Origin of the sequence: Actinokineospora auranticolor (assembly GCF_002934265.1) — a bacterium.
Classification (GTDB): Bacteria; Actinomycetota; Actinomycetes; order Mycobacteriales; family Pseudonocardiaceae; genus Actinokineospora; species Actinokineospora auranticolor.
In genome coordinates, this window is sequence record NZ_PTIX01000002.1 from 292,055 (window position 1) to 316,629 (window position 24,575).

21 protein-coding genes and 1 tRNA gene are annotated in these 24,575 nt (G+C 69.9%); 8 read left to right on the forward strand and 14 right to left on the reverse strand.

All coding sequences use genetic code 11. The annotated features are described in order from the left end of the window. Positions 1-266: 266 nt before the first annotated feature. The 7 genes from galT to CLV40_RS04795 all read right to left on the reverse strand — a co-directional run bounded on the left by galT (position 267) and on the right by CLV40_RS04795 (position 6,989). The gene (gene galT, locus CLV40_RS04765; RefSeq protein ID WP_104477308.1) at positions 267-1,340 is read right to left on the reverse strand and encodes a galactose-1-phosphate uridylyltransferase; all 1,074 of its coding nucleotides are present in this window, start codon (positions 1,338-1,340) and stop codon (positions 267-269) included. Next, the gene (locus CLV40_RS04770) at positions 1,337-2,134 is read right to left on the reverse strand and encodes a DeoR/GlpR family DNA-binding transcription regulator (protein ID WP_104477310.1); all 798 of its coding nucleotides are present in this window, start codon (positions 2,132-2,134) and stop codon (positions 1,337-1,339) included. Before CLV40_RS04770 ends, galT begins: the two co-directional genes overlap by 4 nt. Positions 2,135-2,170: 36 nt before the next feature. Further along, entirely contained in the window at positions 2,171-3,586 is a 1,416-nt protein-coding gene (locus CLV40_RS04775; RefSeq protein ID WP_104477312.1) for a sensor histidine kinase, read from the reverse strand. After that, entirely contained in the window at positions 3,586-4,293 is a 708-nt protein-coding gene (locus CLV40_RS04780) for a response regulator transcription factor (RefSeq protein ID WP_104477314.1), read from the reverse strand. The genes CLV40_RS04775 and CLV40_RS04780 overlap by 1 nt, the downstream gene beginning before the upstream one ends. A 67-nt stretch (positions 4,294-4,360) precedes the next feature. Beyond that, a complete protein-coding gene (locus CLV40_RS04785) occupies positions 4,361-4,972 on the reverse strand; it encodes a trimeric intracellular cation channel family protein (protein WP_104477316.1) in 612 nt (203 codons plus the stop codon). A 50-nt stretch (positions 4,973-5,022) separates the two neighbouring features. Continuing rightward, positions 5,023-6,150 (reverse strand): GNAT family N-acetyltransferase, encoded by a 1,128-nt coding sequence (locus CLV40_RS04790; RefSeq protein ID WP_245931073.1) that lies wholly within the window; start codon positions 6,148-6,150, stop codon positions 5,023-5,025. Then, positions 6,144-6,989, reverse strand: a complete 846-nt coding sequence (locus CLV40_RS04795; protein WP_104477318.1) for a 3-hydroxyacyl-CoA dehydrogenase family protein — start codon at positions 6,987-6,989, stop codon at positions 6,144-6,146. The genes CLV40_RS04790 and CLV40_RS04795 overlap by 7 nt, the downstream gene beginning before the upstream one ends. A 127-nt stretch (positions 6,990-7,116) precedes the next feature. Between CLV40_RS04795 and CLV40_RS04800 the strand changes: the two genes are divergently transcribed. Together CLV40_RS04800 and CLV40_RS04805 are read left to right on the forward strand one after the other, a co-directional pair. After that, positions 7,117-7,758 (forward strand): histidine phosphatase family protein, encoded by a 642-nt coding sequence (locus tag CLV40_RS04800; RefSeq protein ID WP_104477320.1) that lies wholly within the window; start codon positions 7,117-7,119, stop codon positions 7,756-7,758. Between the two features lie 101 nt (positions 7,759-7,859). After that, positions 7,860-9,416 carry a GGDEF domain-containing protein gene (locus CLV40_RS04805; protein WP_245931075.1) on the forward strand — a complete coding sequence of 519 codons (1,557 nt, stop codon included), beginning with the start codon at positions 7,860-7,862 and terminating at the stop codon, positions 9,414-9,416. On the opposite strand, the gene CLV40_RS04810 is transcribed toward CLV40_RS04805, so the two are convergent. The 3 genes from CLV40_RS04810 to CLV40_RS04820 all read right to left on the reverse strand — a co-directional run bounded on the left by CLV40_RS04810 (position 9,406) and on the right by CLV40_RS04820 (position 12,313). Then, positions 9,406-10,053, reverse strand: coding sequence for a response regulator transcription factor (locus CLV40_RS04810; RefSeq protein ID WP_104477805.1), 648 nt, complete (start codon positions 10,051-10,053; stop codon positions 9,406-9,408). The genes CLV40_RS04805 and CLV40_RS04810 overlap by 11 nt on opposite strands. A gap of 137 nt (positions 10,054-10,190) precedes the next feature. Then, complete coding sequence (locus tag CLV40_RS04815) at positions 10,191-11,372, reverse strand: ABC transporter permease (RefSeq protein ID WP_104477807.1); 1,182 nt, start codon at positions 11,370-11,372, stop codon at positions 10,191-10,193. A gap of 20 nt (positions 11,373-11,392) precedes the next feature. Then, complete coding sequence (locus tag CLV40_RS04820) at positions 11,393-12,313, reverse strand: ABC transporter ATP-binding protein (protein WP_181043348.1); 921 nt, start codon at positions 12,311-12,313, stop codon at positions 11,393-11,395. 172 nt (positions 12,314-12,485) lie between these two features. Between CLV40_RS04820 and CLV40_RS04825 the strand changes: the two genes are divergently transcribed. Then, a tRNA-Arg gene (locus CLV40_RS04825) sits at positions 12,486-12,558 on the forward strand. A gap of 263 nt (positions 12,559-12,821) precedes the next feature. Here the strand turns inward: CLV40_RS04825 and CLV40_RS04830 are convergent. The 3 genes from CLV40_RS04830 to CLV40_RS04840 all read right to left on the reverse strand — a co-directional run bounded on the left by CLV40_RS04830 (position 12,822) and on the right by CLV40_RS04840 (position 15,312). Beyond that, positions 12,822-13,418: a hypothetical protein gene (locus tag CLV40_RS04830; protein ID WP_104477322.1), complete on the reverse strand. Its 597-nt coding sequence runs from the start codon at positions 13,416-13,418 to the stop codon at positions 12,822-12,824. 11 nt (positions 13,419-13,429) lie between these two features. Then, a complete protein-coding gene (locus tag CLV40_RS04835; RefSeq protein ID WP_104477323.1) occupies positions 13,430-14,581 on the reverse strand; it encodes a sensor histidine kinase in 1,152 nt (383 codons plus the stop codon). A 65-nt stretch (positions 14,582-14,646) separates the two neighbouring features. Next, on the reverse strand, positions 14,647-15,312 hold the full coding sequence (locus tag CLV40_RS04840) for a helix-turn-helix transcriptional regulator (protein ID WP_104477325.1): 666 nt from the start codon (positions 15,310-15,312) through the stop codon (positions 14,647-14,649). A gap of 413 nt (positions 15,313-15,725) precedes the next feature. Between CLV40_RS04840 and CLV40_RS04845 the strand changes: the two genes are divergently transcribed. The 5 genes from CLV40_RS04845 (at position 15,726) to CLV40_RS04865 (ending at position 22,148) form a co-directional block, all read left to right on the forward strand. Then, positions 15,726-16,445, forward strand: coding sequence for a Crp/Fnr family transcriptional regulator (locus CLV40_RS04845; protein ID WP_146107932.1), 720 nt, complete (start codon positions 15,726-15,728; stop codon positions 16,443-16,445). Positions 16,446-16,539: 94 nt separating this feature from the next. Continuing rightward, positions 16,540-17,271 carry a hypothetical protein gene (locus CLV40_RS04850; RefSeq protein WP_104477329.1) on the forward strand — a complete coding sequence of 244 codons (732 nt, stop codon included), beginning with the start codon at positions 16,540-16,542 and terminating at the stop codon, positions 17,269-17,271. Next, positions 17,268-19,325, forward strand: coding sequence for a hypothetical protein (locus CLV40_RS04855; RefSeq protein WP_104477331.1), 2,058 nt, complete (start codon positions 17,268-17,270; stop codon positions 19,323-19,325). The genes CLV40_RS04850 and CLV40_RS04855 overlap by 4 nt, the downstream gene beginning before the upstream one ends. A gap of 13 nt (positions 19,326-19,338) precedes the next feature. Continuing rightward, a complete protein-coding gene (locus CLV40_RS04860; RefSeq protein ID WP_104477333.1) occupies positions 19,339-20,814 on the forward strand; it encodes a coiled-coil domain-containing protein in 1,476 nt (491 codons plus the stop codon). After that, complete coding sequence (locus tag CLV40_RS04865) at positions 20,811-22,148, forward strand: DUF4407 domain-containing protein (RefSeq protein WP_104477335.1); 1,338 nt, start codon at positions 20,811-20,813, stop codon at positions 22,146-22,148. Before CLV40_RS04860 ends, CLV40_RS04865 begins: the two co-directional genes overlap by 4 nt. A 32-nt stretch (positions 22,149-22,180) precedes the next feature. On the opposite strand, the gene CLV40_RS04870 is transcribed toward CLV40_RS04865, so the two are convergent. Then, positions 22,181-24,520, reverse strand: coding sequence for a glycohydrolase toxin TNT-related protein (locus CLV40_RS04870; protein WP_146107933.1), 2,340 nt, complete (start codon positions 24,518-24,520; stop codon positions 22,181-22,183). Between the last annotated feature and the right edge of the window lie 55 nt (positions 24,521-24,575).

A 24,575-nucleotide genomic window follows, 5' to 3' on the forward strand; every position in this document is an offset into this window, starting at 1 on the left:
CCCCCGGCGCGGCGGGGCCCTGCTCCCCGCGCGCCTGAGGACCGGACTCCGGTCGGGTGGGGCCCTGTTCCCCACCCGGCGTCGACTGGCCCGACCCCGGCTCGGGCAGCGGGTTCGCCGGGGAGCCCGAGGCTCCCTGGGCGGACCACGGGCTGACCCCGCCGGTTCCTTCGTCGGGCTTGTTCTCCGTCATGTGCACAACGATGCGCCCCGCGACTGAGAGGGACCTGAGACCGTCCTGTGCGCTTCCCGAGGATTTCCGGTCTTCAGCGGCCGTAGCGGGGTGTGGCCGCGCGCAAGCGCTCCGCGAGGTCCTCCGGGGCGACGTCGTTGATCCACACCGCCATGCCGGATTCCGAGCCCGCCAGGTACTTCAGCTTGTCCGCGGTGCGCAGCACCGAGAACACTTGCAGGTGCAGCCAGGACAGGTCCCGGCCGACGCGCACCGGGGCTTGGTGCCACGCGGCGATGTAGGGCAATTCCCGGTCGTACAAGCCGTCCAGGCGTCCCAGGACCCGCAGGTAGAGACCGGCGAAGTCGTCACGCTCGTCGGCGGTAAGAGCGGGCAAATCGGGAATCTGCCGGTGTGGTACCAAATGCACCTCTACGGGCCACCGCGCCGCTGCGGGCACATAGGCCGTCCAGTACGCGGACTCCGCGACCACTCGGGTGCCCTCGGCCCGCTCGGCCGCCAAGACGTCCCCCACCACAGATCCGCCCCGGGCCGCCGCGACGGCCAGCATCCGCTCGGTTCGCGGGGTGACGAACGGGTAGCCGTAGATCTGGCCGTGCGGGTGGCCGAGCGTCACGCCGATCTCGTCGCCCCGGTTCTCGAACGGGAAAACCTGCGCTACACCGGGAAGCTCCGACAGCGCGGACGTGCGGTCCGCCCACACGTCAACGACCGTCCGCACATGGGAAGGGCTAAGCGTCCCGAACGACGCGTTGTGGTCCGAGGTGAAGCACATGACCTCGCACCGCCCCACCCCCGGTGCGCGCGGTACGAGCCCTTGGACGGCCTCACCGGTCGCCCGCTGTGCGAAGGCCGGAAAGCGGTTCTCGAAGACCACGACGTCGTAGTCGCTCTCCGGGACCTCGGTGGGCCTACCCGGCGTAGTCGGACACAGTGGACACAATCCGACAGGCGGTTTGTAGGTCCTTGTTTGCCTATGCGCGGCTAGCGCTACCCATTCACCGGTTAGCGGATCGCGCCGGATCTGCGAGGTGGGTTCCGTGCGCGGTAGGTCGCGTGTGTCGACGGCCGAGCGTTCCGGTGCATCCGGGCGGTCGTAGTAGAGGATCTCCCGACCGTCGGCCAACACGCGGGAGGTCCGCCTCACGCCTCCGCCTCGGCGAACTCCGGCGCCTCGGCCACGATCAGCTCACCGACCCGCTCCCGCAGCACCTGCACCGCCTCGACCGGCAGGCCGTCGTCGGTGACCAGCACGTCGGCCTCCTCCAGCGCGGCGATGGTGGAGATGCCGACGACGCCCCACTTGGTGTGGTCGGCGATGACGACCAGCTTGCGCCCGGCCTCGACCAGCGCCCGGTCGGTCTCGCTCTCGTTGATGTTGGGGGTGGTGAAGCCCGGTCCCTCGGCCATGCCGTGCACACCCAGGAAGACCATGTCCAGGTGCAGCGACCGCAGCGTCTGCACCGCGACCGGCCCCACCAGCGCGTCGGACGGTGTGCGCACCCCGCCGGTGAGCACGACGGTGCGGTCGCCGCGCCCGCCGCTGCGCAGCACGTCCGCGACCCGGATCGAGTTGGTGACCACGGTCAGGTCGGGCACGCCCTCGAGGAACCTGGCGAACATCCACGTCGTGGTGCCCGCCGAGATGCCGATCGCGGTGCCCGGGCGGATCAGGCCCGCGGCGCGCGCCGAGATGGCTTCCTTCTGCGGCAGCGAGCGCACGGACTTCGCCTCGAAGCCCGGTTCGTGGGTGCTGCGGCCGACCGCGGAGGTGGCCCCGCCGTAGACCTTCTCCACGAGGCCGCGCTTGGCCAGCACGTCCAGGTCGCGGCGGATGGTCATGTCGGACACGCCGAGCCGGGCGACGAGGGCGTGCACCTGGACGGCGCCGGTGCGCCGTATCTCCTCCAGGATCACTTCCTGACGCTGACGAGCGAGCACAACACAATTCTACGCAGTCAAACGCGCGATTTTGTTTTACTCGCTCCGCGCCCAGGTGCCCGGCAGCCGCATCGCCATCAACGCGCCACCGTCGGCCGAGCGACCGGCGAACACCGTACCCCCGTGCCGTTCCGCCGCCTGCTTGACGATGGAGAGCCCGAGCCCGGATCCGGGCAGGGTGCGGGCTTCCTGGGAGCGGTAGAACCGGTCGAACACGTGCGGCAGGTCCTCGTCGTTGATGCCCGGTCCCGCGTCGGCGACCTGCAGGAAGGCGTAGCCGTCGCCGGAGGGCACCAGGTCCACCCGGACGGTCCCGCCGGGCGGGCTGAACTTGACGGCGTTGTCGAGCAGGTTGAGCACGGCCCGCTCCAGCGCGGCGGCGTGGCCGATCAGGTGCCACGGCTGCAACCGGACGTCGAAGTGCACGTCACCGGCGCGCCTGCGGGCCCGGTCCAGCGCCTGCTCGACGACCTCGACGAGTTCCACGTGCTCCTGCACGGCGGGCGCGGCGTCCTCCCTGGCCAGTTCCACGAGGTCGCCGATGAGCTGGGTGAGCTCGTCGAGCTGGGCGCGCAGGTCGTCCTGGATCTCGCGGCGGTCCTGGGCGGAGAGCTGCGGGGCGCCCGGGGCCTCCGAGGCGAGCAGCAGCTCGAGGTTGGTGCGCAGCGAGGTGAGCGGGGTGCGCAGCTCGTGGCCCGCGTCGGCGACCAGCCTGCGTTGTCGCTCCTGGGCCTCGGCGACGGCGCCGAGCATGGTGTTGAAGCTGTGCGTGAGCCGGGACAGCTCGTCGTCCCCGGCCACCGGGATCGGCCGGAGATCACCCGTTCGCGTGACGCGTTCGGTGGCCGCGTTGAGCCGCTGCACCGGTCGGAGGCTGGCCCGGGCGACCGCGGTGCCCGCCAGCGCGGCCACCATGATTCCGGACCCGCCGATGACGATCATGACCACGGCCAGCTTGCCGAGCGTGCTCTTGGTCGACTCCAGCGGCTGCGCGAGCACCAGCGCGGTGTTCTTCAGGAACGGGTACGGCCGGGCCAGCACCCGGGTGTCGGTGGCCGTGTCGGTGCGGATGGACTCGTCGGTGAGCCCGGCGGCGACCTTGAGCTCCTCGCCGCCGATCGCGGGCCGGGTGATGTCCGAGTTGATCGCGGACTGGCCGTCCGGGTCGACCACGTCGAACTTGAGGTCGGACAGGTCGAGCAGGATGCGCGGCAGCTCGGTCCGGCGGCCCTCCTCCACCACGCGGGTGTTGTTGAGCAGCGCGTCCGCGCGGGCCCGCAGGTCGTCGTCGACCTGCTGGTAGAGCCCGCTGTAGACGGTGATGTAGGCGCCGAGGGAGACCAGCGCGACCGCGCCGCCGACGCAGAACGCGGCCAGCAGGCTGATCCGGGCGCGCAGCGAGACGCGCTGCGGCTGGTGGTGCTCCACTCCGGTTCCGGTGGGGACGCCCATCAGGGAGGGGTCTCGCGCAGCACGTAGCCCACACCGCGCACGGTGTGGATCAGCCGCGGTTCGCCCTCGGCCTCGGTCTTGCGCCGCAGGTAGCCGACGTAGACCTCCAGCGCGTTGCCGGAGGTGGGGAAGTCGTAGCCCCAGACGTCCTCCAGGATGCGGCCGCGGGTGAGCACCTGCTTGGGGTTGGCCAGCAGCAGCTCCAGCAGCGCGAACTCGGTGCGGGTGAGGCTGATCGCGCGCTCGCCGCGGCGCACCTCGCGGGTGCCCGGGTCCATCTCCAGGTCGGCGAAGCGCAGCGCGGGCGCGGTGCTGACGGCCTGCTCCGGGGTGGCCCGGCGCAGCAGCGCGCGCAGCCGGGCCAGCAGCTCCTCCAGCGCGAACGGCTTGGGCAGGTAGTCGTCGGCGCCCGCGTCGAGCCCGGCGACCCGGTCGGACACCAGGTCGCGCGCGGTGAGCACGAGGATCGGCAGGTCGTCGCCGACGCCGCGCAGCCGCCTGCACACCTCGAGGCCGTCGAGCCGGGGCATCATCACGTCGAGCACCATGGCGTCCGGCCGGACCGCGTCGGCGCCGCCGGTGCCGAGCACGGACTCCAGCGCCTGCTGCCCGTCGGTGGCCAGGTCCACCTGGTAGCCGTTGAACTGCAACGACCGCCGCAGGGACTCCCGCACGGCACGGTCGTCGTCGACTACGAGGATGCGCATGCCGCTCAGTGTTCCCCCCGCTGCTGAGACGCGCCTGAGAGCAGCCCGTCAGTTTCCAACACCGATTTCACCTCTCCACGCCCCGCGCGACCGGCGCGTGCCACTGCCGCCACAACGTGACCACCCGGATGAGAACTACCAGGACCGAACCCACGACCGCCACCAGTCCCGCCGGCCACGCCAGCCGGTGTCCCACCACTACGACCACGGCTCCGGCCAAGGCGGCAAGAGCGTAGATCTCCCGTCGGAGCACCAAGGGGATCTCCCGCAGCAGGAGGTCGCGTAGTGCGCCGCCCCCGATGCCGGCGGTCATCCCGATAAGACACGCGGTATAGGCGGGGACGTCCATCGCGAGCGCGGTGGCTGTACCCGAAACGGTGAACAACCCGAGACCCACCGCGTCGGCCAAGAGGACGGCGCGGCGGAGTCGGGCCACCTGGGGGTGGAAGGCGAAGACGATGAGCGCGGCCACTACGGGGACGACGAGGTAAGGGAGGTTCCTCAGGCTTGCGGGCGGGTGCACGCCCAAGAGGACGTCACGGATGACACCGCCGCCCAGGGCCGTCGTGAGACCGAGGACGACGACACCGAAGGCGTCCAGCTGGGCCCGGACGGCCGCCAGTGCCCCGGAAGCCGCGAAGACCGCGAGCCCCGCCAGTTCCAGGACGACGAGCAGCACGAACGCGCACGTTACCTCGCCGACCGCGGCGGCGAAGAGTCGTCCAGGGTCTAGAAGGCCTCCACCATGTGCACCGGGTGTGGCGCGCCCGTCAGCCGGTCCAGCCTCTCCGCGATCTCCCGGTCTCCTTCGAGCAGTCCCGCCCGGCGGAGGGTCGCCGCCGTCGCCGAGCCCGCGTACCAGGGACCCAGCGCGCGCGACGCCAGTCGCACGGCCCCGGTCCCGCCGGGTTCGCACGTGACCACGCCGTCGTCCGCGACCAGGCGCCACCGACCCGCGTTCCAGGGCGCCTGGTCGTCGGTCACCTCGATGTCCACCTCGAACCGGCCGTCGACCGACCACCCGCGCGCCGCCACCGCCGCGGGCAGGTCCACGACCCGGAACATGAACGGGTCACGGCTCAGGGTCACGCCGCCCGGGGCGACGAGGTCGAGCAGCGTCCCGTCGAGGACCCGGACCTCGGCCTCGGTCATGCCACCGGCCCAGCTGGCGAGTTGCCGCAGCAGGGCCGACATGGTGGCGAGGTCCTCGGCGACGAGATCGCGGACCATCAAGCGTTTGCCGTCGGGCCGGTCGGCGACCAGGTGGCCGTGCGGCGCCACCGTGACCACGTCGTGGTCGAGTACCAGGGCCGGGTCGAACGCGGGGGCCGCGCGGTCGAGCATCCCGTTGATGCCCGGCGCGACGCGCAGGTAGGACTCCCGCATTCCCTCGACGTCCTCGGGAGTCGCGGGCCGCAGCGGCACGTCGACGCGTGGGACGGCGCTCAACGCGGCCAGGGACAGGTTCGCGTAGAGCCTGGTGCCCGTGTGTTCCCAACCGTGGTTGCGGTAGACGGGAATGACGTAGGGGTACAACGTCGACACGTGCTGCCCTGACGCGCGCATCACCCGCAACGCCTCGGTCAGCAGTCGACCCGCGACGCCCTGTCCGCGCGCATGTGGGTGAACGGCAACGCTGGCCACCCCACCCATCGGTACGGCCGCACCGCCGAAGAACTGGTTGTAGCGCCAAATCCGCAAGAACCCCGCGACAGCGCCATCCGACTCCGCGACAAGCCCGTTCCACGCACCGGGTAGATCAGGCACGGATGTCTCGCGTGGTCCACCGAACGACAAGCGGCGCAAGCGCCAGGCGGCCTCCGCGTCCTCTTCCCGGTACGCGCGAATGGTTACCACGTGAAGAACCCCTGACCGCTCTTACGCCCCAGTTCCCCACGGGCGACTTTGTCCCGTAGTAGCTGCGGCGCCGCGAACCGCGCCCCCAGTTGCGTCGCCAGGTGATCCGCGATGGACAACCGCACGTCCAGACCCACCAGGTCCGTGAGCCGCAACGGCCCCATGGGCCACCCGTAGCCCAGGCGCATGCCGGTGTCGATGTCCTCCGCCGTGGCCACGCCCTCCTCCAGCATGCGGATCGCCTCCAGTCCGACCGCCACGCCGAGGCGGGAGGTGGCGAACCCCGGCGAGTCGCGGACCTCGATCACCGTCTTGCCCAGGGCCTCCGCCCAACCGCGCACGACGGCCACGGTTTCCGCCGGTAGACCCGCGTGCACGACCAGTTCCACCAGGGCCTGCACCGGAACCGGGTTGAAGAAGTGCATGCCGATCACCCGCTCGCCGGGCAACCCCTGGGCCAGTTCGGTGATGGACAGTGACGAGGTGTTGGACGCCAGCACCGCCTCCGGGCACCGTTGCGCCACCTCGGTGAACACCGCGCGCTTGAGGTCGAGGTTCTCCGGCACCGCCTCCACCACGAGCGCGGTCTCCACCGGCAGCGCGCCCAGGCTCTCCACAGTGGACAAACGGGTCAGGGCTTCCTCGGCCGTACCGGCGAGTTTCCCGCGCTCCTCGGCCTTGCGCAGCGACGCCGCCACGTTGCGCGCACCGACCGCCGCGCGTTCGGCGTCGGCCTCCGCCAGCACCACCGCGCTCCCGGCGGCCAGGAAGACGTGCGCGATGCCCGCGCCCATGGTGCCGCCGCCGACCACCGCGACCGTTCCGGGGACGCCGCTCATGCCCGGACCCCCGCCACGCGCGCGGAGATGTGGTCTCGGTCACTGAAGTACCTGGTCACTGGTTCGCACTCCCGGGTCGCTCGGTTGCCCGCACTGTGGTGCGTGGACATTGGGCACGATAGTGAGTGTGCGGATAATCCTGCTGCGGCACGGCGAGAGCCTGGGCAACGTCGACGAACTCGCCTACTGCCGCATCCCAGACCACGCCCTGCCCCTGACCGCGCGCGGCGAGGAGCAGGCCCGGGCCGAGGGCTCGCGGCTGCGCGACCTGCTGCGCGACCGACCCGTCGCGGCCTACATCAGCCCATACGTGCGCGCGATGCGCACCTTCGAGCTGCTCGGCGTGCCCGTGGTGCGCCGCGTCCAGGAACCCCGCCTGCGCGAGCAGGACTGGGGGAACCTGCAGGACCCCGTCGGCCAGCAGGTGCAGAAGCAGAAGCGGCACGAGTTCGGGCACTTCTTCTACCGGCTCGAGCACGGCGAGTCCGGCGCGGACGTGGACGACCGGGTGGCCAGCTTCCTCACCGAGCTGGAAGCGCGGATCCGGCACGACCCGACGCACCCGGACACCACGCTCGTGGTCTCGCACGGGCTGACCATGCGGCTGCTGTGCAGGCGGATGTTCTCGTGGAGCATCGAGCTGTTCGAGTCGCTGTCGAACCCGCCGCACTGCGACCACCGGGTGCTCACCCTGGAGCACGGCCGCTGGCGGCTGGACCGGCCGTTCGCGCAGTGGCGGGACTCCCCCGACGCGACGACCCAGACCTGAGCGGGTGGTACTGGATCAATCACATTCCGTTAACCATTGGTTCGCGATACCACTACTCCGTTCGGGCCACCCCGCCAAACCCTTGTAGCCTGGCTACTACCGTGTCGCAGGCCACGTTCGGGCCGTTCGCAGGGGACATCGAGGACGGTGTGGGCGCTGTGGGGCTGGACGACCGAGTGGCCGCGACCGAGGCGCTGCGCGCCGACCGGGAGGTCCGGCTGCTCATCGACGCGGGTCGCGACGAAGAGGCCAACAGCCTGTTCGACCAGCAGCTCGCCAAGGTCCCGCCGGGGCTGGACCCGTGGACGCGGGCGGCGATCCTGACCAGGCGCGCGGTGGCCGCGTGGCGGCTGCGGCGCATCCCGCTGGCGCTGGAGCTGGCCGCCGAGGGCTGGAGCGACATCGACGCCGAGCAGCCGCGCGGGTCGTTCGCCGCCGACACCCTGGGCCGCCTCGGGTACCTGCTGGAGGGCATCGGTCACCGCAGGGCGTCGCTCGACATCTGCCGGGTGGCGGTGGAGGTCGCCCGGACAGGTGACGACCGGGAGATCCTGGCGCACTGCCTGCAAGGACTGGCGGGCACGCTGAACTTCCGCGCGTGCGAGCAGGAGGCCGAGGCGGCGGAGGCGACCTTCCGGGAGGCCATCCCGCTGTTCGAGGAGGGCCTGACGCTGGTCGCGGACGGCCGCGTGCACCTCGCCCTGCTCTCCGCCTACGGCGCCGCGCTGGCCGGGATCGGCGAGCTCGACCGCGCGGAGCGCACCGCGCACGACGCCATCGCCCTCGCCGCGGCGCAGGAGAACCGGTGGGCGCGGTCGGTCGCGAACTGGGTCCTGTCGATGATCCGGCGCAGGCAGGGCGCGATGGGCCAAGCCGCCGACTACGGCAAGATCGCGGTGGACGAGGCCGCGCGCATCAACGACACCTCGCTGCTCCAGCGCTACTCCGCGGATCTTGCCGACATCTGCCACGAGAGCGGTGACACCGCCGGTGAGGCTGCCGCGCTGCGGTTGAACATATCCGCGCGCCACACCGCCATGGAGACGTTGCAGGAGGGGCTGGGTCAAGCGCTGGAGCAGCGCAGACTGGCCATCCGGGCGCAGCGGCTCGCCATGGCCGCGCAGGAAGCCGCCGCGCTGGACCCGTTGACGGGCCTGGCCAACCGGTTGGGGCTGGAGCGGACCGCGCCGCAGATCCTGGAGCGCGCGGTGGTCGGCGGCCGGGTGCCGTGGCTGGTGCTGATCGACGTCGACTGGTTCAAGAGCGTCAACGACGCCGCCGGGCACGCGGCCGGAGACGCCGCACTACGGGAGATCGCGCAGCTGCTGCGCGCGGAATGCCGTGGGGGTGACGTGATCGCGCGGTGGGCAGGCGACGAGTTCGTAGTACTGCTCACCGAGGCGCCCATGGACCACTCCGAGGGCCGCACGAGTCCCGTGGGCGTCGCGGTGGCCGAGCGCATCCGGGTCGCGGTGGACATGCACGACTGGACCGCGGTGCTTGGTGGCACACAACGACCCACGGTCAGCGTGGGTGTCGCCACCGGCGACAACACGCTGGAGCGGTTGTTCGCCAACGCCGACGCCGCGCTGTACCGAGCGAAGAGGCACGGTCGCAACCGGGTCGAGGTGCACGCGCCCGCGCCCACTACGCGATGAGACCGCCCCTATAGGCGACCAACGCCGCCTGCACGCGGTTGGCCGCACCCATCTTCCCCAGCACAGCAGAGACGTATCCCTTAACCGTGGCCTCGGATAGGTGTAACCGGTGCCCGATCTCGGCGTTGGACAAGCCTTCGCCGACCAGCCCGACGACCTCCAACTCGCGGTCGGACAGCATCGACAGCAACCGGCGCGCAGGTTCGGCCACCCGCGCACCATCGGCGACCGTGTTCACCACGCGCGCGGCGACCTTCGGGTCCAAAACGGCCCCACCGCGCGCGAGGTCCCGCACGGCTTTGACGATGTGCCCGGGTTCGGCGTCCTTGAGGAGGAACCCGTTCGCGCCCCAGCGCAGGGCTTCGCGGACGTACTCGTCGACGTCGAACGTCGTGAGCATCGAGATGGCCGGGGGACGCGGGAGGGTCATGAGGGCGCGGAGGGCGTCGATGCCGTCGGTGGTGCGCATCCGGATGTCGAGCAGGACGACGTGCGGGCGGTGCAGGCGGACCAGGTCCAAGACGCGGACGCCGTCGTCGCAGTCGGCCACGACGTCTATGTCGCCCGCGCCGCGCAGGATCGTCCGCAGGCCCGAGCGGACGAGCTCCTCGTCGTCCGCGATGAGCACCTTGATCACGCGCACCTCCCGACCTGCGTCAACGCGTCACCAACAACACGTCCATGCGGTTGGATTCTACCGTCGGGCCGCCCGGACGTGCTGACACACCCGTGGGGCCCCTCGAAGCCGAGGAGCCCCGCGGTGTCGATCTCGGGTCAGGCGGCGCGGAGGGCGTCGACGAGCTTCACCTTGGCACCGCTGCGCATGACCGCGTTGCGGTAGATCCGGCCGGAGAGCCAGACCAGCGCCGGGATGAGCGCGAGGACCAGGACCACGGCCAGGCCCGCCTCCCACACCGGGACACCGCCCATGGCCATCCGCATCGGCATCAGCGTCGGGGCGAACAGCGGCACCAGCGAGAGCACCTCGACGAGGTGGTTGCCCGGGTCGCTGGGCAGGATCGAGATGCCGAGCACGTAGCCGAGGATGACGAACATCAGCGGCGGGGTGATCACGCCGCCGACGTCCTCCTGGCGGGAGACCAGGGCGGCGAGGGCGGCGAAGACCAGCGAGTAGGCGAAGAAGCCGAGCAGGAACCACACGATCAGCCAGACCACCGTGCCCACCGCGGCGGACAGCGAGATCGTCAGCACCCCGGTCGCGAGCCCGGCGACGAGGCCGAACCCGCCGATCGCGACCATCTGGACCAGGCCGACCACGCCGATGCCCAGCACCTTGCCCGCCATCAGCTGCCACGGCTGGATGGTGGCCAGCAGCAGCTCGACCACCCGGCTGGACTTCTCCTCCACCACGCCCTGGGCGACCGACTGGCCGTTGATCAGCAGGGACATGTAGATGAGCACGCCCGCGATCATGCCCATGACCAGTTGTTGCCCGTTGTAGTCGAACGGCGGCTCCAACGGCTCGACCACGGCCTTGGCCTCGGCGACCGCCTGGCTGATCGCGGCCGGGTCGCCGTTGAGCTTGACGATCTCCTGGTTGAGCGCGAGCCTGCCCGCGAGCACGTCGAGCGCGGAGCGCAGCTTCCCGTCGATGTCCTTCTTCACCACCACGACGATCTTCGAACCGTCGCCGACCAGCAGCGCGTCCAGGCTGCCGTCGTCGACCTGGCGCCGACCCGCGGCCTCGTCGACCGGGTGCACGTCGATGGTCTGGCCGAGCGTCTCGGCGGTGCTCTTGAGCGGCGCCTCGAGGGCGGTCGAGCCGCCCGCGACGCCGACGGAGGCGTCCGAGCCGCCCTGGACGAGCTTCATGACCAGGGTGAAGCCGATGAGCAGGACGATCGTGACGGCGGTGGTGGCGAGGAACGCCTTGGACTTCAACCGGGTCTTGACCTCGCGACCGGCGACCAGGCCGACCGCCTCCCACTTGCCCATGCGCACGTCGGGGGTGGTGTTCACGCGGCCACCTCCGGGGTGTGCTCGGAGACGACGTTGCGGAACAGCTCGGTCAGCGACTGCCTGCGCCTGCTGAACTCCAGCACGGGCCCGGTCGCCAGCGCGGCGCGCAGCACGGCCTGGTCGTCGGCGCCGTCCCGGAGCTCCAGCACGGTCCGACCGCCGAACTGCTCCTCCACCACCACCCCGGGCACCCCGTCGGCCCACCCCGGCTGCGCGTTCGGTGCGTCCACCACCAGTCGAACCGTCCCCCCGGCCTGCAACGCCTCGACGGTGTCGCACGCCACCATATGTCCACTGCGCACGATGCCGACCCGGTGGCACAGCCGCTCGACCAGCTCCAACTGGTGGCTGGAGAAGACCACGGGCACCCCCTCGGCGGCCTTGTCCTGCAAAACCTTGCTCATCACGTCCACCGCCACCGGGTCCAACCCGGAGAACGGCTCGTCGAGCACCAGGATCGACGGGTTGTGCACCAACGCGGCGGCGAGTTGCACGCGCTGCTGGTTGCCCAGGCTCAGCTTCTGCACCTCGTCATCCCGACGCGAGGCGACCCCCAACCGCTCGGTCCACTCCTCCACCGACCGCCGGGCCGTCACGGCGTCCAGCCCGTGCAGGCGGGCCAGGTAGACCAACTGCTCCCCGACCTTCATCTTGGGGTAGAGCCCGCGCTCCTCCGGCATGTACCCGATATGGCGGCGCGTCTCCAGCGTGATGGGCTCCCCACCCCATCTCACCTCGCCCCCGTCCGCGGCGAGCACCCCCAACGCGATCCGCATCGTCGTGGTCTTGCCGGCCCCGTTCGAGCCGACAAACCCGAACAGCTCCCCAGCCCCCACCTCGAACGTCATCTCCCGCAAAGCCACGACGTCCCCGTACCGCTTGGAGACCCCGACGATCTCCAGCCGCCGCTGCGCCACCACCGTCACCCCTCAACAACCTCTTGATCGGACTCGCCGAGTATCACCCGCTCACAAGCGGACCGACATCCGGCATCCCCCCTAGTGGACCACCCACCCCCACCCCCCGGCGTCAACCCAGGGGACCACCGGCACCCACCCTTCGACCCCACCCGGTAGGGTGTCACCGCCAGCCCTCGTAGCTCAGGGGATAGAGCATCGGTTTCCTAAACCGTGTGTCGCAGGTTCGAATCCTGCCGGGGGCACTCGCTCTGGGCGAAGTGTGTTCGCGGAAAGCGCGAACCAGGTCGCTCGTCATTTTCTCTGGGGTGCAACCCCAGACCCGCCCGGCGGGCTTCGCCCCCGGACCCCCAACCGGTGCGTGCGTGAGTGGTGGCGTGTGTGGGCGCGGGTGCGGTGTGGGTGCGGGTGTGGGGTGTGGGTGGGTTGGAAGGTCGTTGTATCAGTGGTCCCGCTGCCGGTTCGGGGGGCGAGGGGATCATTTGGGCGGTTTTCGCCATATTTGGGGTCAGGGTCGTGGTCGGTCGCGGAAGGCCCGGTAGTAGGCGGTGATGACCAGGACTAGGAGGAGTGCGTAGGCGGTGGCCATGGTGTAGAACAGGGTTCCGGGGCGGACGTAGGTCACCAGCAGGTGTGTCGTGTATAGGCCGACCAGGACCCAGGGGACTACGTAGACCACGGCGATGATGATTCGGTAGGGCCACGGCGCCAGTGTCGGGTTCACTATGTACTCGCCCGCTTTTGAGCCGACCTGGTTTTGTTTCTTCGGGTCCATGCCGGTGTGGCTGAACAGGGCCTTCTCGACGATGAGGGCTGAGGATCCACGTCTGCCTGCGAGTGCGACGAGCACGGTGCTGTAGAGCATGCCGACCCACAGCGGGATGGGGACGAGGCCCGCTGCCACGCGGGGTAGTTGTGGGACCTTGTCGAGGAAGGCTACCGACGCGGCCGCGTAGGCCAGGACGGCGCCGAGGAGGGCGATGTTGGTGTTGAGGAGGGAGACGTTCTCCGACCGCTCCGCCTGGTACATCGAGCCGAGGGCGGCGACCTCGATGGGGGCGCCCGCCTGGGTGTTCGGGAGCGGGACGTTGTTGCGTCTCTTCATGGCGCTCTCCTTTAAGCAGAAGGGTTGGCAGGTAGGAGGATCTCTACGACTGTGCCCCGTCCGGGGCCGCTGTCGATGGACGACGTCGCCCCTACCTCGGCCAGCCGGGCGGTCATGGAGCGGCGCAACCCGGTGTCGTCCGGGATGGTTGCCGGGTCGAAGCCGCACCCGTGGTCGGTGACGGTCACCGTCACCTCACCGTCCGGTTCACCGGTGGCCACGACCCAGGCGCGTGTGGTGCGCGCGTGTTTGGCCACGTTGTTCAGCGCCTCGGTGACGGCCGCCGATAGGGCGCTGACCGTCGCGGCTGCCATCTCGGGAGGCAGGCCGTCCGAGCTGTAGTGCACTTCGAGGGCGTGTGCGCCTTGGAGGTAGACGACTTCGGCCAGTCTTGAGTCCAAAGTGGTCCCTTCCGCACCGGTTCCACCGTCCACTATGGCGCGCAGGAACCTGGCCTCGCGCGCGCACTTGGCGCGGACCGCCTCCGGTAGGGCGGGCTGACTCGCCAGCAGGGCAAGGGTGTTGAGGACGTTGTCGTGCAACACCTCGTACTGGCGGACCCGCTCCTCCGCGCGGGCCGTGGCCTCACGGGCCCGTAGCGCGCCCTCCGCTTCGGCGTCCGCCTGCCGGGCGGTGCCCAGCAGCTTGGCCGCGACCAGTCCGCCAGCGAAGGTGAACACCACCAACTGACCCGTGACGCCGAGCAGCGTGCCAGCCTGGTCTAGACCGTGGCCGCGCAGCCCGGTCGCCAGATACGCCCCGCCCAGCGCCACCACGGCGCTCGCGCCCCAGCGGTACCCGCCGTAGACGTGGGCGAGCACGGCAACCCCGGTCGCGGGAGACGGCGTCCAGTTCTGCCAGGTGGACACCGCCTCCGCCGGGAGGACGAGACCGACGAAGATCTCCGCGGCCGTCATCACCGCGATCGCGACGGTGATCTGGACCCGGCCGACCGACGGGCGCTTGATCACCCATCGGAGGAGTCCCGCCGCCCACAACAGGTACAGCAGGTAGGACACGACCACCGGTACCGGCGCCCGTGAGGACTCCGAACCCGGCCACAGCAGCAACACCCCCCACGGCACGACTTGCGCGAACCACAGCAGCGCGAGCGCCCGCATCAGCCAGGCCCGTACTTGTTCTTCCACTCCACCCTTGCGCATGCGGGAAACGATGCCCGATCGAGCGCTCTCCCGGTGACGGGTGTTTCCCCCTCATTTCCGCCTCGTCAGAGTTCGGCGCCGTCCTCGCGCAGGCGGTCGCGCAGTTGCGCGGCGGTGTTGTAGGGCCGGTCGGCGTCCTGGTACTTGGCCTTGACCCGTTCCAAGTAGCCTTCGACAGTCTTGGGCGTGACGTTCATCCGCTTCGCGATCTCCTTCACCTGCAGACCCCGACCACGCAGCATTGCCGCCTCCGTTTGCCGCTCCGACAGGTCCGGGCTGCCAGGACCGCGATCACGGCTGATCGCGAACGCCAGTTCCTGGCCGAGCACATAGCGGTTCGCGGCGATGTCGGCCACCGCCTGGACCAGGCCGACCAGGTCGCCCTTGGGGTGGAAGTCGACCGCGCCCGCGCGGATGGCGTCGAGCTTGACGTCGCGGCTGGTGTGCGCGGAGAGCAGCAACACCGCCGTCCCGTACTGGACGAGGCGGGAGATGTTGTCGACGAACCTGGTGCTGTCGTCGAGTCTGAGATCGAGCAGCACCAGGTCGTCGGCGGGTTCGAGGGCCAGGTACTCGGCCACCGTGCTGGCCTTGTGCTCGATGCGCATACCCGGCGCGTTGGCCGCGAACCAGCCCTCGGTGGTCGCCAACAGCATCCGGTCGTTGTCGATGAGCCCGAGCCGGATCAGCCCACCGCCCGCCGATCCGCGGGGCTCGATTCCCGTAGTCATCCCATACTTATATCCCGCGTGTCACCTGTCGTGGTGCGCGGATTCAGCGATGACAGTTCTTCAACTATCCGGACAACACGGCCCGCCCAGCTGCCGTATCGCATAAACCCTTCAGCGGTCAAGGACAGATCCCGGTCAAATTGGGATCCCGGACAGCAAAAACACGTCAGCACCGCAGTGCGCTCCGGGTCGGCGTGCCATATTTGATAGTGTCCGCCCAGCAGGTTCAATGGCGCGGCGCTGGCACACCGAGGTGAGGCGGGTCCTCTTGCGCGCCAACACAAGAAGTGTGCGAACGTCTGACGGAGCGTCGAATCGTGTGCATCTGCCCTCATTGCCCGTGTAACAGTGTCAGGGACACCGTCGAACTACCGGAAGTGCAACCTGAACATTGCACGACAGGAGACCCCGCATTGACCGGCAGACCTCAGCCTCCAGGGTCGTGGCTGCGTGGAACATTTCTCGCCCGCCTCGATACCGATACGCGTGGTGAACTCCTGCGGCTGGGCACCTCGCGCACGATCTCGGCGGGAGCCTCCTTCATCACCCAAGGCATGCACGGGTCCGATGTGTTCCTGCTGCGCGCGCCGACCGGGCCGCGGGCGGCGTTTGCAAAGGTCAGCGGCGTGATGGCCAACGGGTCGGAGACCTTGCTGGCGATCCGCGTGGCGGGTGATGTTGTCGGCGAGGGTGCGATGTTCCACGCCGACGGCACGCGCTCGGCAACGGTGACCGCCTGCGCCGACATCGCGGTGCAGTCGATCGCCCGGGACACGTTCCTGGGGTTTCTGAGCACGTACCCGAAGGCGTATTTCGCCTTGTGCGCTCTGATCAGCGAATGTCGCGACTTCGCGAACCGGCGCAGGCTCGACTTCGCCGCCTACAGCGTCAAGGCTCGGTTGGCGCGGGTGATCTTCGAACTACTCACCGTGCACGGCGTACCCCACGGTCATGGCAAGAAGTTGGGGATCGAGCTGTCGCAAGAGGAACTTGGCAAGCTCGTCGGCGCCAAGCCGGACTCGGCAAGGGACGCTATGCGCAGGCTCCGCGCAGAAGGGCTGGTTCAGGTGCGGTACCGCGGGGTATCCGCGCCGGACCTCGACGCGTTACTCGCCGCGGCTGAAATGGATTGATCATCACAACCGGGATTTCTGCGAAGTTCGCCTTCTCCCTGTCGGACAGACTCCCGACGACACCACCTCCGACATGACGTGAAGGACTCGTACCTTGAACGAATTCGGACGCCACGGCCTGATCGACTCCGATTCCGAGAGCTACAGCTCCCGTACCGACGTCGACCAGCACGAGTTGCAGCAGGTGCGGGTAGACGTCTGCGAGCAGGCGGCGGGCGACGCCGGGCTGGACCGTTCCGGCTGGGACATCCAGCAGGGCGGGGACGGCGAACTCGCCGTCCTGCCGCGCAACCAGCTGATGACCTCGGTGATCGACGAGTTGCCGGAGTCGTTGTGCGACGCGCTCACCACGCACAACAGCACGGCGCGCCCGGCGATGCGGCTGCGCATGCGCATGGCGATGCACGAGGGGATGGTCCGGCCCGCGGCGGGCGGGTTCGCGGGCACCGGCGTGGTCACCGTGTCCAGGATGGTCGCCAGTTCGGTGGCGCGGCAAGCGCTCATCGCGTGCCCCGAGGCGAACCTCGTCGTGCTGCTGTCGACCACGCTCTACAACGAGTACGTCCGGCAGGGGCACACCGCGATTCCCGCGGAGAGGTTCCGCAAGGTCGCGGTGAGCGTGAAGAAATTCAACGAAGCCGCGTGGCTGTACGTGCCCCGCTACGACGTCCACTCGTTGAACCTGGACGACGCACCGCCTCCCGCTGATCGGCCCGCGGCGAACGCGTCCGTGGCGAACCAGCACGCCACTACCATCACGAACGTCCAGGGGAACATCACCGGCGACAGGCACGTGTTCGGCGTGTCGTACCAGAACAACCGATGAGTGAAGAGGCCCAACCCGAGACCCGGTCGGACGGCGAGGACAAGGGTGGCGAGCCGGCGAGGGACAAGGCCGCCAACTCGTACGACATCGGAATGGTCAACGACGTCCGGCAGAGCTTCAACGGTCGGATCGAAACCGCGTACATCGGTGTGCACTCCTCGGACGGCGCAGGTGAGCGGGCGCCCAAGGTGACCACTTCCACCGGTCTCGTCGACGACAGCGACATCGAGGCACTGGGCCGGTTCGTGCAGCCGGACTGCTTCGACGACGGCTTGTCCCAGCTCGCCCGCGATCAGATCCTGGTCCTGTGCGGCCCGGCCGACACCGGCAAGCGCTCGTCCGCCTTGTCGTTGTTGCGCGAGGTCACCAACGAGACGCTATACATGTTGTCACCACACGTATCCGTCACGGAGCTGGCCGAGTACGAGTACGAAGCGGGCTGCGGTTACGTCGTGTTCGACCGGGTGGTCGACCGGGGTGCCAAGGAGTCGGACTTCGACTGGCGGCTCGCCCGCGACCAGGTGGTGAAGAACGGCTGCTACCTCGTCGTCACGCAGCCGCACGAGGTGACCGAGCGCTTCGGGCACACCACCTGGCAGGCACCCGCCGCGGAGAAGGTGCTGCGCGCGTACTGGGACCAGGAGTGGTCGCCGGACCAGGCGGCGGTGCTCTCGGAGGTGCTGTGCACGGTCGACCGCGTGCGGGACCTGGTCGGACTGGCCCAGCAGCTCGCCGGTGGCAGCACGTTGGAGGACGCGCTCAACCACCTCGACTCGCGGGTGCGCGCGGTCGTGGAGAACTGGTTCGACGAGCACACCGATGACCACGCGCGGATCTCGGAGATCACCACGCTGGCGTTCACCGTCGGCGTCGACGAGCGCACGTTCGAAGCCGCGCACCTGCGGTTCAAGCGCTTGCTGGACAAGTACATGCCGCCCGCCGAGCCGAAGGCCGCCGAGGGTGAGGCCCAGGAGGGCGCAGCCGAAGCGAAGCGCTTCTACAGCACGCGGGCGTTGTGGCGGGAGAACGACCTCGTCGCCACCGTGGAGATCCGCACGGAGCTCGGTACGCGCAACGCGATGGTCTTCGCCAAGTCCGGGTACCACCGGCACGTGCTGGCGCAGCTCTGGCGGCGGATGGGCGTGGCGTTCTGGGACGCCGTGAAGGACTGGCTGGACGAGATCGTGCTCCGCACACAGGGCTACGAGTTCTCCGCCGCGGGTGGGTTGGCCGAACTCGGCGCGGTCGCGATCGGCGAGGTGGTGCCGACCCTGGACCACTGGGCGCGGGGCAACCGCGGCACCGCCGGTCAGCGCGCCGCCGTCTACACCCTCTACCTGATGGCACAGGACGACTCGCTCGCCCCGACCGCGCTGAAGATCGCCACCGAGTGGATCACCCGCGGCGAGCCGACGCACCGGTGGGTGGGCACCATGGCGTTCATCGGCGAACTCGGCGTTCGCTACCCCCACGACGCGCGCAGGCGGCTGTGGCAGGTGTGCATGCAGTCGCACACCGTCGACGGTGATGTCGAGAAGGTCTTCGGTGAGCTGTTCAGCACCCTGGTGCGCTCGTCCGGGAACGCGCACCTGGTGCTGAACTTCCTGGTCGAGCGGGTGAAGCGGTTCATCCGCCCGGGCGCGCGGCCCAAAACGCGCACGATCACCGCGCGGGTGGTGATCGCGGTGATCGCGTCGAGGGACGAGAACACCAAGCGCTCCACCGTGCTCGCACACCTCACCGAACGGCCGGAGCACACCGATCTGATCGCCGAGCTGCTGGCGGGCGTGCTGATGCACCGCCCGACCAGGGAGCAGGCCCTGCGGGCACTGCACATGGTGCTCGAAGACCTGGCTCGCGACGCGGAAACCGCGGGCACCCGCGCGCACGCGCTCGGCGAGGCACTGCGCGCCCACCTGCCGCGCGACGAACACGGTGCGCTGGAAGAGGACCTCCGGACCGTGGCCGCGCGGCGGACCAAGGGCATCGACATCAAATCCCTGATCAACGCGATCCTCGACGCCCTGCAGGGCCGCGGCGACAACGACGAGTAGAGCGGAACACCTGATGGACAAGCAAACCTACCCGGTGGTCAACGAGCGGGCGCTCGCCCCCGTCTCGCCGAAGCGGCTCTTCGGCAAGGCGCCCCGCAGGTCGAGCACCGAGGTTCCGGTCCCGATGGTGGGGCAGTGCCTGGTCTACCGCACCCACGGCCAGTACACACTGGACACCGCCAACCTGCCACTGGACTCGGCTACCGTCGTCGAGGCCGCGCATGTATCCCTTGTGGACATTACACCGGACACCGAGGTGCCGGTCGAGGTTCCGCTGCCGTCGAAGGACGGCTCGTTCTTCACCATGAGGGTCACGTTCCTGTGCACCGTCGAGGACCCGGTCGAGGTCGTCCGCGCCGGTGGGAGCAACGCGGCCCACATGCTGACCGGCTACCTGCGCGGTCACCAGCGGAACTTCGAGATCGGCCTGAACTACGCGATCGACCACATCAACGACGTCCGGCTCAAGCTGAGCGCACAGGTGCGCGCCTACGCCACCGTGAGCCCGCCCGGCCTGCAGGGCATGCGGACGAGTCTCGCGAGCGTCGAGGTCCGCACGCCCGACGAGGTCGTCGAGTTCCAGGGCAAGATGCGCGCCACGCAACGGGACCACGCGGTGCGGACCGAAGAGCTCACGAACTCCGAGATGCTCGACGACCTCAAGGAGCGCCACCAGCAGCGGCGGGAGCAGCGCGGCGGCACGCACCTGCGCGAGATGGACGCCGCGCAGAAGGAACACGAGCGGACGGAGCTGCAGCGCACAGCCGAAGCCGTTGGTATGGACCCCTTCGCCGTGCTGACCCTCGCCTACACCTCGGGCAAGATCGATGCGAAGGAGTTCGCGGACCGGGCCGCGGCGGTGCGCGAGGACGAGATCGCGCAAGACCGCGAGGATATGCGCAACCGCGTCCAGTACGACCGGCAGCGGGACACGCAGCGCTGGGACGCCGAACGCGAGGACCTCAAGCAGGAGCTGGAGCAGCGCCGGATCGCGCTCGACGACCAGCGCCGGGAACTCGCCGCGCGCAACGACTTCGACCGGGAGCGCGAGCGGAGCCGCTGGGACGCCGAGCGCGAGGACATCAAGCACCAGCAGGAGATGCAGCGGCGCCGGGAACTCGACCACGCCGAGGCGAACCGCGAGTTCGAGCGGGATCTGGAGCGCGCCCGGTGGGAGGCCGAGCGCGCCGACCGGCTCCAGGACGCCAAGTGGGACCGGGAGGACCGGCGGCTGGCGCGGGAGTCGGGCTTCAAGGAGGTCGAGGCGAAGCTCGAGGTGTTGCGCGAGCTGGCCAAGCACGGCCAGCTCGACATGCTGAACCTGCGGCTGGACAAGTTCGTGAACGACCTGCTCGGGCAACGGCACACCCCGACCATCGAGTCGAAGGAATCCGCCGAGACGACCGCTATCACCGCGTCGGACGACGAGCCGGTGGACGACGACGGCGAGTTCGACGACGAGGAGCGCAACACGAAGGTGGAGGCATGACAGGTCTGCTGGACCGGCCGGTCCGCTCGTCGCTGCCGAACGACACCGCCGTCGGCGCGCTGCGGCCGGTGCTGCCCAAGCGCGGCCTGCCGCAGCTGATGCGCAGGCTGATCGGCGTCAACGAGGGCGTGCTCGACTGGGTGCCGGAGGACCGCCCGAGGTACACCCGGCTCGGTTTCATCGTGCTCAACACCGGTTTGCTCGCCGGGGTTTCCATGCACATGGCGTTGTCCACCGTGGCCGGGAACCACTGGTGGCTCGTGGTCGCCGACCTGGCGTGGGCGGCGATCATCATCACCCTCGACAGCTGGTTGATCTCCAGCACCCACGGCGCGACGCGCACCTCGCTGGCCGGGACGTACCTGCCGCGGCTGGTGCTGTCGGCGCTGCTGGGGTTGGTGATCGCCGAACCGTTGGTGCTCAGCGTGTTCCACCAGCCGATCAGCAACGAGATCAAGGAGTACCGCAAGGCGGAGATCGACGGGTACCAGTCGGCGTTGGTGCGGTGCAACCCCATCTCCGGGGCGCGGAACACCGACCAGTCGTGCGACGGCTACGCCGTGGCGTTCAGCAAGGGGCCGGATTCCGTGCGGCAGGAACTGGATCGCGCGGTGGTCGTGCGCGACCAGCTCAAGGCGAAGGTCGCCGACGTCGACGGCAAACTCGCCGAGCTGGAGCGGCTCGCCAGGGACGAGTGCGCAGGCCGGGCGGGCCCCGGCCTGAGCGCGGTGCCGGGTGAGGGTCCCGAGTGCAAGCGCAACCGCACCAAGGCGGACGAGTTCCGCCGGGACGGCCAGGTCGAAGCGCTGCACCAGCAGCTCGCGGGGGCCGACCTCCGCATCGAGCAGCTGAACGGGGAACTGGCCGAGGCGAGCGGCGCCACCGAGCGTGAGATCAACGCCGCCATCGACGCCGCGGTGGCGGAGAAGCGCGGCAACCTCACCGACAAGGGCCTGCTCGACGAGTTCGACGCACTGGGCAGGCTCTCCGCGAAGAGCGCCATGATCCTCCTGGCCCACGTGCTGTTGGCTTTGTTGTTGATAGCGCTGGACTGCATGCCGGTGCTGAGCAAGATGCTCAGCGGCAGAACCGCCTACGACGAGGTACTACGGCAACAGGTCCACACGTCGACACGGCTGCACGAACGACAGCTGCGCGCCAGTGAGAAGCGCGATGCCGTGGGCTTCGAGCTGCTGGAGCTCCGCGCGACGCAGAAGCTCCGCAGCGGCATCGAGGAGATCAGCGGCGAGGACAGGTCCGCCCAGGAGCGGCGCAAGATCGAGATAGCGACCCAGATCGACCGGCTGGCCGCGGCGCTGGAGCGGCAGCACTGAACGGCCGGGGCCTGGTTACGCCGCCGGTGGGGTCAGGGGTGTTGGGTGGCGCGGACCAGGTCGTCGCCGGGGAGTTTGATGCCGAAGTCGGCGCCGGGGTTGACGATGACGGTGGTCCCGGACACGGCCCGGGCGAGGGCTCGGCCTTCGGCCTGGATCACTCGCGGTGCGTTTTGCGGGACGTAGCGGGGGGAGGAGTAGACGGCGAGGAGGCGGGTGCCGGTGGCGTTGGTGGCGATGCGCGGGTTGCCTGTGCTGTCGGGTTCCAGGATGAACGTGGATTGCAGGAAAGCGTGTGGTAGGCGGGCGTGTGGTAGCCAGCCGGCGGCGGCGTAGCCGAGGACCAGTTCGAAGTAGGTCTGCGGTTCCGGGTATCCGCGGCGGCGGGGGCTCGGGCGGTAGTCCTCGTTGAGGTAGGTCTCGCCGGTGAACCGGCCGTCCTGGCCGACCTTGTAGCCGCCCAGCAGGACGGGTAGCGGCATGCCCTCGATCACCCGGGGGTCGACGTCCGGGTCGGCGCAGTACACCCAGCCGCCCGGGGTTCTGGCCGCTTCGGCGCGCATCGCGTCGGTGATCGGTGGCAGGCCGGGATGGCTGGGGTGAGCGGAGGGGGTCGCGTGGGCGGGGTGGGTGATCTCCACCATGTGGCCGGAGCGCAGGTACTCGTTGATTGCTTGTGGCAGAACGTAACCGCGGCCGCCCGCCGCCGAGGTCACCGCGACGACCTGCCAGGCGCCGCCGGCGAGGCGGTACCGGTGCAGGGGACGGGAGGCGAAGTCGGCGGGTAGGCCGCGTTGGTCGAACGGGGTGTCCGCGACGAACACGAGGTTGCCGTCCGGCTCGCCGTACCGGTCCACCTCCACGTCCTCGAGCACCACCGGCGTGACACCGGCGAACGACTCGACCGGCGGGTCGTCGGACAGCACGGCCAGCGGCGACTGCCACGCCGGGATCTCCTCGCCCAGCTCGATCCCGAGTTCGGCGGCGTTCGCGGACAACTGCCCCGCCAGGTACGCCGCAGCCTGCCGCACGTCGTCGAAGCGGACCGCGCCCGACCGGTCCGACGACCACTGCACGCGGTACCGGTCGCCGTCGCGGACCAGGCACCAGGCGCCTTCCCGCTCGGCGAACACGCTGTAGTACCGGGGGCTGATCCGCTTGTCGATGATCACGTCCTCCAGCGGTACCATCGCCTGGCGCGCCTTGGCCTCCACTTCGGACTCATCCCACGGTCGGCCGACGGCCATCGCCGCCGCCCGGTCCAGCGCGACGGCCGGGACACCGTCCGGCAGCCGGTACCGCGCCGCCCTGATCCACTCCACCAGCGGCAGCACCGGCGGCACCCCGTGCGCCCTCAGGTAGTACGCCACCGCGCTCGGCCAGACGAACCGGCCGTCGGTGTGGAAGCCCATCGGCACCACGTCCTCGGTGCCCAGCGCGTCCCGGGTCGTGCCGCGGGCGGACAGCACGAGCGGCGCGCCCTCCAGGTAGGCCAGCACGGCTTCGCGTTCGAGTTCGCCGAGCACCGGGCGGTACCAGGTCGGTCGGCCTCCGTCGGCCACGCCGTCGAACAACCGGACCAGTTCCGGCGGGCCGGCGGGTGCGGGTTCGATCCGTTGCGCGGCAAGGGTCTGCTCCCCGCGCACGGCTGCCGCGAGCAGCCAGTCCGGGGTGGTGGCCGCGCTACGGGGAAGCATGCGCAGCTCGGCGGCGGCGACCTCGGCGTCCTCGTCGGTGGTCAGTTCCAGGGGTTCGACGAGGTAGGTGATCTTGGCCAGTGCGCCCTGCCGCACCTCGAACTGGGCGCGCCACCACGTGCCCCGGGTGGGGTGGTAGTCCCGCATCCGCTGCCGGTGCAGCCACTGGCCGACAATCGCGGGCGGCGACCAGTACCACATTTCACCGTTCTCGTTCTGGATGACGCCCCCGATCCGCATCCGGGTCCCCATGGCCTCGCAGTCGACGAGAAGCCGGTGCCATCCCTCCGGCATGGCACCGAGGAGCGCGCGCTCGAACCCGGGGACCACGTCGAGGGGGGCCGTGCCCGGCTTGGTACCCGCCGCGGGTTCGGTCAGCACCGACGCGAAACCGGCCACCGGGCGGCCGTCCGGGATGTCCGCACGGATCTGCCGGACGGCCGCCTCAGCCAGGAAGCCCACGTCCGGGTCGATCGCGAGAACGTCCATCTCGGACGGGCGGATGCTCGTGGTGAACACGGACTCGAACTCGCTCAACGGCAGCCGCTTGACCTCCCGCCCGTCGGGGAGGGTGACGACCTGCCCGTCCACCGGGGCGTCCGCCGCGACGTGCGCGGTCCAGTCGGGCCCCATCTTGACAAGAAGCGTCGCGTCGCCGATTACCCCGATGCGCATGGTCACGATCTTCCTCCCCGACGGCAGTCGGCGCCCACGAACCCCCGGCCGGTCA

Excerpts from the sequence above, each read along its gene's own strand:
- CLV40_RS04775 (WP_104477312.1), bottom strand. The coding sequence starts at position 3,586 with ATGGGCGTCCCCACCGGAACCGGAGTGGAGCACCACCAGCCGCAGCGC.
- CLV40_RS04780 (WP_104477314.1), bottom strand. The coding sequence starts at position 4,293 with ATGCGCATCCTCGTAGTCGACGACGACCGTGCCGTGCGGGAGTCCCTG.
- CLV40_RS04795 (WP_104477318.1), bottom strand. The coding sequence starts at position 6,989 with ATGAGCGGCGTCCCCGGAACGGTCGCGGTGGTCGGCGGCGGCACCATG.
- CLV40_RS04815 (WP_104477807.1), bottom strand. The coding sequence starts at position 11,372 with ATGGGCAAGTGGGAGGCGGTCGGCCTGGTCGCCGGTCGCGAGGTCAAG.
- CLV40_RS04830 (WP_104477322.1), bottom strand. The coding sequence starts at position 13,418 with ATGAAGAGACGCAACAACGTCCCGCTCCCGAACACCCAGGCGGGCGCC.
- CLV40_RS04835 (WP_104477323.1), bottom strand. The coding sequence starts at position 14,581 with ATGCGCAAGGGTGGAGTGGAAGAACAAGTACGGGCCTGGCTGATGCGG.
- CLV40_RS04840 (WP_104477325.1), bottom strand. The coding sequence starts at position 15,312 with ATGACTACGGGAATCGAGCCCCGCGGATCGGCGGGCGGTGGGCTGATC.
- CLV40_RS04855 (WP_104477331.1), top strand. The coding sequence starts at position 17,268 with ATGAGTGAAGAGGCCCAACCCGAGACCCGGTCGGACGGCGAGGACAAG.
- CLV40_RS04860 (WP_104477333.1), top strand. The coding sequence starts at position 19,339 with ATGGACAAGCAAACCTACCCGGTGGTCAACGAGCGGGCGCTCGCCCCC.
- CLV40_RS04865 (WP_104477335.1), top strand. The coding sequence starts at position 20,811 with ATGACAGGTCTGCTGGACCGGCCGGTCCGCTCGTCGCTGCCGAACGAC.
- CLV40_RS04870 (WP_146107933.1), bottom strand. The coding sequence starts at position 24,520 with ATGCGCATCGGGGTAATCGGCGACGCGACGCTTCTTGTCAAGATGGGG.